The sequence below is a fragment of the Embleya sp. NPDC050154 genome, assembly GCF_044460165.1.
Lineage (GTDB): Bacteria > Actinomycetota > Actinomycetes > Streptomycetales > Streptomycetaceae > Embleya.
In genome coordinates this window covers 89,543-99,961 of sequence record NZ_JBITJP010000038.1, presented here as the reverse complement: position 1 = coordinate 99,961, position 10,419 = coordinate 89,543, and the positions used below count along the sequence as shown (strand labels likewise).

8 protein-coding genes and 1 pseudogene are annotated in these 10,419 nt (G+C 68.0%); 4 read left to right on the top strand and 5 right to left on the bottom strand.

The genetic code is table 11. The annotated features are described in order from the left end of the window. The first annotated feature begins 210 nt into the window (after positions 1-210). Both ACIBSV_RS46195 and ACIBSV_RS46190 read left to right on the top strand, forming a co-directional pair. The gene (locus ACIBSV_RS46195; protein ID WP_395873545.1) at positions 211-351 is read left to right on the top strand and encodes a hypothetical protein; all 141 of its coding nucleotides are present in this window, start codon (positions 211-213) and stop codon (positions 349-351) included. A gap of 2 nt (positions 352-353) precedes the next feature. Beyond that, positions 354-2,664: pseudogene (locus ACIBSV_RS46190) on the top strand (Tn3 family transposase); the annotation flags it as partial. Positions 2,665-2,994: 330 nt separating this feature from the next. Here the strand turns inward: ACIBSV_RS46190 and ACIBSV_RS46185 are convergent. Then, positions 2,995-3,393, bottom strand: coding sequence for a VOC family protein (locus ACIBSV_RS46185; RefSeq protein WP_395873544.1), 399 nt, complete (start codon positions 3,391-3,393; stop codon positions 2,995-2,997). Between the two features lie 63 nt (positions 3,394-3,456). Between ACIBSV_RS46185 and ACIBSV_RS46180 the strand changes: the two genes are divergently transcribed. Then, complete coding sequence (locus ACIBSV_RS46180) at positions 3,457-4,422, top strand: helix-turn-helix transcriptional regulator (RefSeq protein WP_395873543.1); 966 nt, start codon at positions 3,457-3,459, stop codon at positions 4,420-4,422. A 458-nt stretch (positions 4,423-4,880) separates the two neighbouring features. Here ACIBSV_RS46180 and ACIBSV_RS46175 read toward each other — a convergent pair whose 3' ends face one another. The 4 genes from ACIBSV_RS46175 to ACIBSV_RS46160 all read right to left on the bottom strand — a co-directional run bounded on the left by ACIBSV_RS46175 (position 4,881) and on the right by ACIBSV_RS46160 (position 8,675). Continuing rightward, a complete protein-coding gene (locus ACIBSV_RS46175; protein ID WP_395873542.1) occupies positions 4,881-5,549 on the bottom strand; it encodes a histidine phosphatase family protein in 669 nt (222 codons plus the stop codon). A 698-nt stretch (positions 5,550-6,247) separates the two neighbouring features. After that, positions 6,248-6,544, bottom strand: a complete 297-nt coding sequence (locus ACIBSV_RS46170; RefSeq protein WP_395873541.1) for a hypothetical protein — start codon at positions 6,542-6,544, stop codon at positions 6,248-6,250. Positions 6,545-6,563: 19 nt separating this feature from the next. Further along, the gene (locus ACIBSV_RS46165; protein ID WP_395873540.1) at positions 6,564-6,899 is read right to left on the bottom strand and encodes a hypothetical protein; all 336 of its coding nucleotides are present in this window, start codon (positions 6,897-6,899) and stop codon (positions 6,564-6,566) included. A gap of 1,059 nt (positions 6,900-7,958) precedes the next feature. Further along, positions 7,959-8,675, bottom strand: a complete 717-nt coding sequence (locus tag ACIBSV_RS46160; RefSeq protein WP_395873539.1) for a helix-turn-helix domain-containing protein — start codon at positions 8,673-8,675, stop codon at positions 7,959-7,961. Between the two features lie 692 nt (positions 8,676-9,367). On the opposite strand from ACIBSV_RS46160, the gene ACIBSV_RS46155 reads away from it, so the two are divergent. Continuing rightward, positions 9,368-10,390, top strand: coding sequence for a helix-turn-helix domain-containing protein (locus tag ACIBSV_RS46155; RefSeq protein ID WP_395873538.1), 1,023 nt, complete (start codon positions 9,368-9,370; stop codon positions 10,388-10,390). Positions 10,391-10,419 lie beyond the last annotated feature (29 nt).

Sequence of the window (10,419 nt, the reverse complement as noted above, 5' to 3'; positions counted from 1 at the left end):
GCCATCAGAAACTTCGGCACCACACTCGCCCCCGAGCAGCCGAAACAGCACTGTTTGACCACTACTTACCCACCCAAAGCGGAACTTAGCACTAGGGGTCGTGAACGGTGGCCGTCCCGGAATCGGTCGTTTCCGGGACGGCCACCCGGTCGGGTCATTGTGGGGTTCCTGCCCGGGCGGATCGGCGACACGGCGCTGACACTTCGAGACATGGGCACGAACGCGGAGCGGCGCGAGAGCACGGTCGCCCGGCTGGAGCTTCTTCGCGAGGCGGGCGAGTTGTCGGCCGCGCACGTGCGGCTCGCCGCGCGCGGGTGCGAGGTGAGCGAGCGGACGGTGTGGCGGTGGTGACGATCGAGCGCGCGCCCGAGCCGCGCAGAACCGCCCTGTTGACGGCGGTGGTGCGCAACCTGGAGGCGCAGGCGGTCGACGACGCGTTGGACCTGTTCGCGTTGTTGATGGCGACCCGGTTGATCAGCCCGGCCCGCCGTGCGTCGGATCGGGATCGGTTGTCGACGTTGCCGCAGTTGGAGAAGGCGGCGCGCACGTTGGCGCGGGCCTCGAAGATCCTGGTCCAGGAGCTGGAGCTCGTCGAGGAGGCGGGGGCGGATCTGGACGTCGCCGCGTTGTGGGCGGCCGTGGAGGAGGCCGTGCCGCGCGCCGCGGGGTCGGGTGCGGTGGCCATCGTCGAGGTGTTGGTGTCCGAGGACGACGGCTCGGCCGAGGCGGCGATGCGCGAGAAGCTCTCGTCCCGGTACAACACGGTCCGGCCGTTCCTGGGGTTGTTGGGCGAGTCGGACGCGTTGGGCGCTGCCCAGGCCGGCCGCAAGGTGTTGCGGGCGGTCCGCGCGCTGCCTGCCTTGTCGCGGCGCCGGGTCAAGGAACGTCCGCTGCTGCCGCGCGAGGTCGACGCGGACCTGGTGCCGCCGATGTGGCGGCGCGCGGTGTTCTCCAACGCTCGGTTGGCGCCGGGCGCGGTTGACCGCGACGCGTACGTGGTGTGCGTGCTGGAGCTGCTGTATCTGGCGTTGAACCGGCGCGACGTGTTCGCCTCCCCCTCGCACCGCTGGTCGGATCCCCGCGCGCGGTTGCTGGACGGGGCCCGTTGGGAGGCGATGCGTGCGGACGTGCTCGCCGGTCTGGGCCTGGGCGCCCCGGTGGAGGAGCATCTGGGGCACCTGACACGGGCGTTGGACGCGGCGTGGCGGCAGATGGCCGAGCGCCTGGTCGAGGCCGGGGACGCGGCGAGGGTGGAGATCGTCGTTCCCGAGGGCGGCGGGCGGGCCCGGTTGTCGGTGGACAAGCTCGGCGCGGTGGGCGAGCCGGAGTCGTTGACGTGGTTGCGGACGACGACGAAGGCGATGCTGCCCAGGATCGACCTGCCGGACCTGTTGTTCGAGGTGCACGCGTGGACGGGCTTCCTCGACGCGTTCACGCACGTGTCGGGCCGGACTACACGGATGGACGACGTCGCGGTGAGTCTGGTGGCGGTCCTGGTGTCGGAGAGCTGCAACATCGGGTTGTCGCCGGTGGTGGACCCGAACGAGCGGGCTTTGACGCGTTCGCGGTTGTCGAGCGTGGACCAGAACTACATGCGCCCCGACACGCTCGCTGCGGCGAACGCGCTGCTGATCACCGCCCAGGGGCAGGTCGAGTTGGCGCGGATGATGGGCGGCGGGTTGTTGGCGTCGGTGGACGGGCTGCGGTTCGTCGTCCCGGTCAAGAGCATCAACACCGCTCCCTCGCCGAAGTACTACGGGTACAAGAGGGGCCTGACCTGGTTGAACGCGGTCAACGACCAGGTCGCGGGGATCGGCGCGATGGTTGTGCGCGGCACCCCGCGCGACAGCCTGTACACCCTGGACACGTTGCTGAACCTGGACGGCGGCATCCGCCCCGAGATGATCGCCACCGACCACGCCTCGTACTCCGACATGGCGTTCGGGTTGTACAAGATGCTGGGCTTCCGCTTCGCACCGCAGTTTCGCGATCTGGCCGACCAGCGGTTCTGGCGCGCGGAGACGCCCGTGCCCGAGGACGGGCAACCGGCGGGGGGCTACGGGCCGTTGGAGGCGATCGCCCGCCACCGGGTCAACCTGGGGCGGATCCGCACGCACTGGCCCGACATGCTCCGGGTGGCCGGGTCGCTGATCACCAACCAGGTCCGCGCCTACGACCTGGTGCGGATGTTCGGCCGCGAGGGCAACCCGACCCCGCTGGGGCAGGCGTTCGCCGAGTACGGCCGCATCGACAAGACCATGCACCTGCTCGCCCTGGTCGACCCGATGGACGACACCTACCGGCGCCTGATGAACCGCCAACTCACCGTGCAGGAATCACGCCACCGCCTGGCCCGCGCGATCTGCCACGGCGGCCGGGGACAGATCCGACAGGCGTACCGCGAGGGCCAGGAGGACCAGTTGGCCTGCCTGGTACTGGTCCTGAACGCGGTCGTCCTGTGGAACACCCGCTACCTGGACGCCGCGATCACCCGCCTCCGGGCCGAGGGGCACGACGTCAAGGACGAGGACGTGGCCAGGCTGTCGCCGCTCAAGGATCGACACGTGAACTTCCTGGGCCGTTACCGGTTCTCCTTCCGTGGCGACGAAGGGCGGCGAGGGCCTGCGTCCCCTGCGCGATCCCGAGGACACCGACGAGGAGTGAACCTCGCCGCGGGAGATGGCCGCGATTCCCGAACACGCGAACCATAAAGACGACAAGAGCGGCCCCCAGCGCAGAGCACAGCGGCCTGGCCACTGGAGACGTTGCTGCACGGAGGTTCGCCTTGATCTAGTGACAACTGGCATACGCGCAGGTCGGGGCGGTCTGTGGGCTTGAGGCAAGTAAGGCACGTTGGCCGAACCTCGGGCCAAGGTGTTTCGACCGGAACGCCTGCGTTCATGTGACTGCAAACGTTTCGGTCGAATCGTTTCGCACGGGAGTTCGCCACCTTGCGTGGGCGCGCGGCCGTGGTCGTCGGCCGACCGGTGATGCTCAGTCCTGCGTGGAGATGCAGAAGGGGTGGCCTGCGGGGTCCAGCAGGACCCTCCGCTGATCGGGGTGCGGTTGGACAGGGGGTTCCATGGCGCCCAGTGCCAGCATCCGTGCGTGCGCGGCGTCCAGATCGTCGACGCCCAGTTCCATGTGAGCCTGCTTGCCCTGGGACGGGTCCGGCCAGGTCGGACGCCGGTAGTCCGCCACCCGGATGAAGCCCAGTCCGGGTGAACCCTCCCGGCCGAGCAGGATGAAGTCGTCGCTGGAGTAGACGACGGGCAGGCCGAGCGCGGTGCCGTAGAAGCGGGCCAGTTCGGCGGGTTCCGGGCAATCGAAGTCGACGGACAGCAATCGGATCGCAGGTCCGAATGTGGATTCGGATGTGGGTTCGGTACTCATGGGGAGGACGCTATGACGGGACCAGGACAGTTCCGGTCCTGGTCATGGGGAACACTTCGGGATGTGATCAGCACCTCCGCCCGCCTGCTGCGACTGGTCTCGCTGCTGTCCACTCGACCGACGTGGACCTGCCGCGAGCTGGCCGAGCGGATGGCGGTCACCGACCGCACGGTCCGGCGGGACATCGCCCGGCTGCGGGAACTCGGCTACGGCATCGAGTCCGACCCCGGGCCCTGGGGCGGCTACCGCCTCGGCGGTGGCACCCGGGTGCCACCGCTGATCCTCGACGACGAGGAGGCGCTTGCCGTGGCCGTCGCGCTGCGAGAGGCCGCGCTCAGCGGCGTCCTGGGCGGCGACCAGGCCGCGCTGTCGGCGCTGTTGAAACTACGGCAGGTCCTACCGCCCCGGATCGCGGACCGGCTGGGGGAGATGGATGCGATCTTCGAACACACTCCCAGGCCCGAGGGGCGTCAGATCTCGCCCGGCGTGCTGCTGGAACTGGCCGCCGCCTGCCGTCGTGGCGAGCGCACCCGTCTTTCGTACCGCGACCATGCGGGGAACGCCACCGTCCGGGACATCGACCCCTACCGCCTGGTACACACAGGCCACCGGTGGTACTTCGTCGCCCGGGACGTGGCCCGGGACCAGTGGCGGACATTCCGGGCCGACCGGGTGGTACAGGTACAGCCGACCGGACATGCCGTCGAACTCGTCGACCCGCCCGACCCGGCGCTCCTCGTCTCCCGATCCATCGCGGGCGTCGTGTACCCGCTCTATGTCACAGTCCGGCTGGCGCACCCCATGGACCAGGCACTACGGCTGGTCCCGCCCACGATCGGCACCCATCACCCGGACGGCCCCGATGCCACCATCGTCGAAATCGGCGGCAACGACGCCGACCAGCTCGCCACATACCTCCTCGGCCTGGGCACCACGCTACGGGTCCTGTCACCGGACCGCGTACGGGAGGCGCTGCTGCGCCGTACCCGAGACCTGTTCGAGGACAACGGGGGCGGTCAGCCCCGGTAGCGGGCGTTGCGCCGGGTACGAGGCCTCAGCCGCAACCGGTGTCAGAGGGGCGCTCAGCTCCTTCGGACGGATGTGATCAGCGGGTGCCTTCAGGACCGGCCCGGACGGCGGGTCCGCGATGGCCGACCTGTAGAAGTCCTGGGTAGCAGCTGCGGTGGTGAGGATCTGTGCCGGTGCGCTCACCGGCACTTCGGCCGGTCGGCCGAAGCGGGGCTAAACAAGACCTTGGTTAGCCCCCCTTCGGTGCTCGACGGGGCATCCCGGCGCGTGACGCTGCCGTCGCCCAGCTCCTGATTGAGTCGGCAACACCTACTCGCGTGCGAGGTCGCTTATCAACATGACGCCGCAGTCGCGGACCCTGGCCCAGACATGGGCGGCGCAACCGCCCTGATCGTTGCTCGGGGGCGGGAGTATCGCGGATCGAGCCTTCCGCCACGAAGCGAATGGGCCGTAGGGCGTCAGGCGCCGAACTGCGTCCTCGACGACGCCTCGGCCTTCGACGGCAGCAGGTCCTTCGCGGGCTCGCTGTAGCCGACGGACACGATGCGGTCGCCCTCGTACGTGAACGTCGTCAGCGACGCAAGCGAGCACTGCCGCTTGCGCGGGTCGTGCAGCAGGCGCCGCCCCTCGATGTACGAGCGCACGATCCACACCGCAACCTGGTGGCTGACCAGTACCGCCTCGTGCCCGCGCGCCTTGTCGCGCGCCGAGTCCAGGGCCGAGGTCATGCGCACGACCTGGTCGATGTACGGCTCGCCCCACGACGGCTGGAAGGGGTTGCGCAGGTACTTCCAGTACCGCGGGTTGCGCAACGCGCCCGCGCCGACGCCGAATGTCTCGCCTTCGAAGTTGTTCTTCGCCTCGATCAGGCGCGGATCGGTCGCGACCTCAAGGTTGTGGCGGGCGGCGATCGGCGCGGCCGTCTCCTGCGCCCGCTCCAGCGGTGAGGCGGCGACGTATGTGATGTCGCGGTCGGCGAGGTGGTCTGCGACGTGCTCCGCCATCTTCACGCCCAGCTCGGAAAGGTGGTAGCCGGGCAAGCGGCCGTACAACACGCCCTCCGGGTTGAACACTTCGCCGTGGCGTATGAGGTGGACGACGGTAACGTCCTTGTCTTTCGCGGACATACGTCCCTCTCTCGGCTCTCGTCAGGATCCCGTGGCCTGCGCTGTGGCACGGCCGGCCGGGGCAGGGCATCCACGATACGGATCACCAGGACCGCTCCCGTCACGCATCGCCTGCTCGGGGTCGGGGATCGCCGCCGACGGCTCGATCATGACATCCGCGACGGGGCATCCACCCGGACCTCCGAGGCCGGCATCCGATCTCCCTCCCGCTCCGACCACGGCGGGAGCGTTTCGCGCGGGCACAATCTCAGGTCGGCAAGGTCCGGATGCCGGCCCAGATTCCACAGCCGAAGTTCTGTGCCCCGCTGCCTGGGAACCCATCCGAGTCGGTGTGCACCCTCGATCACCGCGGCAACCACTCCCGGCGTGATCACAGCCGACTGCTCGAAATTGGTCGACAGGCGTTGCCCCTCCTCTTCTGCGCGTTCGACAACAAGGACGATTGATCCACTATCGGGTGAAACCGCCCAGCGATAGCGCTCCCCGTCGACCACGATGACCCGTGTGCCCTCTTCCCAGTAACGGGCTCTCCCGGATGGGTCGTGCGGCGTGTTGGCCTGGCTCCTGAGGGAAGCCCCGCTTCGCGGAGCTGCGCTAGCTAGAGCTCACCCAAAGATGACCCCCGTACGGCGCCCGGGGACGCCCGGGCACCGGATCACCTACTCCTCGACAGCCGTGGCGTGGTCACGGCCTGCCGGTTATTCGAGGTAGCTTTCGTACGCGTAGAGGCCCGAACTTCTCATGTACCAGTAGTTGCCATAGTCGTTGATGCAGTAGTAGGTGATCAAGACCGATCCGCCGCCCCTGGAGACGACCGGGCTTCTGCCGTAGGGCTCAGTGTGCCAGGGCGTGTTTGATGCGAACTGCTGGTAACCGTTCCACTGGTAACAGTTGACCTGCACGGGTTGCGCGGCTGCGGCGGGCACAGCCAAGGCCCCCATCATCAATCCGATCCCGATCACAGCGCTGGCTAGAGTGCGCCGAATTGTCGTCACGGCCCTCCCCCTCCCGAGGTCAGCAATTATCGGTAGCACTGGTGTTCCCGCACCAGATCCACCCCGCGGCATCTGTGGACGTCTCGACGTAGTACCACAGGTTGCCGTACTGGTTCCGGAACGAGCCGTGCACCCAGAGGGGGTCACCCGGAGACGTGTAGACGACCTTGCCGCAGGTGGCCTCGTAGCAGTTCTTGACCCAACCGCCGTGCGAGAGGATGACCGGGACCGCAGCCGCCACGTCCTGTGTCGTGGACACATGCTCTCCGGCTGCCTGCGCGGGCAGGACCGGAGCGGCGACCACGAGCGCTCCGCCGAGACTCAGGGCGATCAGGGTGTTGCGAAGAATACGCATGGATTTCCTCTCCTACGACGAGCCGCTCACCAGATGCGGCCGTGTGGCGCGCAACTCCGGCAGCTGGATAAGTAATTCGTCGACGCAGCGGGCTGTGCCGTGACGGCCGTTTGGCCGGCTGCTGGGCACTGCACAGACTGCTGACCCATCGACAAGCGAAGCAACGAAAGTCGGCTGTCCCGGACAGCCCCCGACTGTCCGTGCCGGTCAGGGCCTTGTCCTGATCGCGACCCGGATAGACCGGATGAGTGTCTGGTGTTCCCTTTCCTTGTGAGTGCTGCACTGACCCGGAACCGAGAGTGAACGAGTTCACGAAGGCCGGCCCGCAGTCGGGGGGAATCGATGCTTGCCCGCAACCAGCGTGCCGAGAAGCGTTCGGGAAGTCGTTGTCGTGGCCTGCACGGTTCTTGTCCGTTCTCGCACGGCGTCGGAATTGTGAGGGTTTCGGTGCTCCCCGGGAGGTGTGCTGTACGCAGTTCGAAGGGTGCGGCTGAAGTTGGCGCCGTCGGTGAAACCCCACCGGGTCGCAACGGCCAGGACCGGGCGGGAGCGCAGGGCGGGATCGGCCGGATCGTGTCTGCGGCGTTCAAGCCGACTTCTGCGTCCAGTCGGCCAGTGCAGAACCCCCGCCGCCAGTGAACTCGATGTGGCTCGCCCTCCAGTGCGGGCCGCCTCCGAGCACATCACCCGTGTGCACTGCACCGAACCGGGCATCGTTCTCACGGCCGCCGACCTCCCGTGGAAGGACAATCACCGCCAGGCCACCCCGCAGGAACCGACGTATCCCGCCACCGACCCCCACGGCGCCGGCGGAATCCGGGTGGCGGCCCGGCGAGCATCGCCTCCACTCCGTGCTCCGCGAGCGGGCGGGCATGACCGGCGTGTTCGGCAGGGCGCCCGTTCAGAACTGAGACGGCGGGTGGTGCGCACGCACCCCGCCGTCAGACGCCGACAGGGGCAACGCCCGCGTCCGCCATGGCGGCCTGGATTCGCCCGGCATCCTCGTCGAGGAGTTGCGGGACCGCCGGGCAGACATTCGGGTTCTGGTGGGTGGCGGTTTCAGTGGTCGAAGACGTCGGCCAGGCGTCCTTCGAGGGGGGCCCGGCCTCGGGAGGCGGCTCGGTCTGCGAGAAGGCGCAGCTGTGCGGGGGTGAGTCCGGCCAGGTCGCGGAAGTCACGGTTCATGTGTGCCTGGTCGTGGTAGCCGCACGCGGCCGCCCGGTCGGCGAGCGACCGGCAGGCGTGGGGCGGCAGGGTGAGTGCCCGTTGGAACCGCAGGATCCGGCTGACGGATTGCGGTGGTAGTCCGATCTGTTCGCGGAAGAGCATTTGCAGTCGCCGTGTGCCGCGGCCGGTTGCGGCGGCCAGGTCCTTGACGGACAGCCGCCCGTGGCAGGCACGCAGGCGGCTCCACGCCTCGGCGACGACCGGCGACGGCGTCGGAGCGTCCGCCATCCGCCGCGCGAGGGCGTTCTCGACGACTCTCCAGCGGCCTTCCCAGTCCGGCACTGCGGCGAGTTGCTCGGTGAGCCCGGTCGACCAGCCGGCTCCCAGCACCGCATCCGGGTGCATGTGGTCGTTCGTCAGGTGGTGCAGCGGCAACCCCAGGCACATGTAGGCGCCGAGGGGTGTGAACTCCACCTCCACCGCCTCCGCGATGCCCGCGTATCCGCCCCTGATCGACGACGCCCGCAGACCGGCGAGCATCGCGTGCCACGTCGTGCGCGCCGCCGGCGCGCTCCGGCTCTCGTGGAACAGGTGGAGGGGATCTCCCATCCAAGGATCAACGTCACGGTGGCCGAGGGGAGCGTGAGCCTGACCGGTCCTCGCCGCGCGGTGCGATGACCTCTGTACATCACAACCTGGTCCCGTAACCGTTCGGAGGGGAGACGCTCCACGTACTCGCCACTGTTCCTCGATTCCATGGACATATCGACGACCTCCGTCCGCGACGCGTGCCGGTGCGCGCGTCGGTCGACTCTGGTCGGAGAGTGCGCCTTCGTACAAGTCGACCGCGCAGGGTTCAGAGCAATGTGGACACACCGCGCGGCGCCCGGCACAGCCGCTCCAGGACGCATCGCCGTGGAAGGAATGTTGGGCGGGCATGACTGCCGACGAACAGCGGCAGCGGTCCGACTCCGCCTGGTTGTGGCTCGGATATCGGGCGAGTGCCTCTTGTTCGCTCTCGTGACAACGATGTACCGGGATCGGGCGGCTCGGATCACCACGGGCGCGATGCTGTTGCGGCGTCATGCCCGGCAGGTGGCGTTTGACGTGGTCGGCGCCGAAAGACACGTTCCCGAGCGCGGTCCGCGGGATGACCGGGGCGCCGTACCGCCAACGCAAGGACGAACAGCGCCATTCCCTCGAAGAAGCCACGCCGTTCGTCCTTACCGCGGATGGACGAACGGCGTGGTTCCGTTGAGTGGGCAGCGAGAGAGAAGCGGCTCGACCGAATGGAGCGGGTGATGATCGAGAACACCTTCAGTACCGAGGACTTACCCAAGGAGGACCGTTGGGCGAGCTGGTACGAATCCGGCACCAGGTCTCATCTGCCGACGTTGATCCGCACCGATCATCAGGACGACTTCCGGGGCTCGATACGCCTGCTCGATCTCGGCTCCGTGCAGGTATCCACACTCACCTACAGTCCGTTACAGGTGAGGCGGACCCCCAAACTGATCCGGCAATCCGACCCGGACATCCTCTACTTCGTGTTCCACCGGCGCGGGGGAATCGGGGTTGCTCAGGCGGGCCGTGAGGCCGTGCTCACCTCGCAGACGCTGGTCTTCTACGACACCTCTCAACCCTTCACCGCTTGGGCGACCGCCGAACACGGCTCGGTCGCCGGCTGTGTGATCCTGCAGGTGCCGAGGAAGCTCTTCCCCATCCGAACGGAGACTCTCGACCCGCTCCTGGCAGCTTCTTTGCCGAGTCGGGAAGGGTTCGGTGCCTTGCTCGCCGGTCATCTCGACCAACTGGTCACGAACGCTGCCGGCTATACCCCGGCGGACGCCGTCCGCCTGGCGGCCATCACCGTGGACCTGTCCGCCGCTCTGTGCTCACACGAGCTGGAATCCAACGACACCCTGCCGCCGGAGACACATCGCAGGGCGATACAAGCACAGGTTCACGCGTTCATCCGGGAACACCTCGGCGACCCCGACCTCTCGCCGGACACCATTGCCGCAGCTCACCAAATCTCCACGCGCTACCTTTACAAGCTCTTTCAGGATCAGGGTCTCACGGTGGCCGACTGGATCCGCAGGAGTCGGCTCGAACGCTGCAGGCGCGATCTGGCCGATCCCGCCCAGCGTTCCCGCTCGGTCCTGGCCATCGCGGTCCAGTGGGGTTTCAAGGACGGAGCCAACTTCAGCCGCGTCTTTCGATCCGCGTACGGCATGCCCCCCGGAGATTACCGAAACCATCATCAAAGCGACGCCGTGCGAGAACCGACAAGAACCGTGCAGGCCACGACAAGGACTTCCTGATCGCTTCTCGGCACGCTGGTTCTCGACAG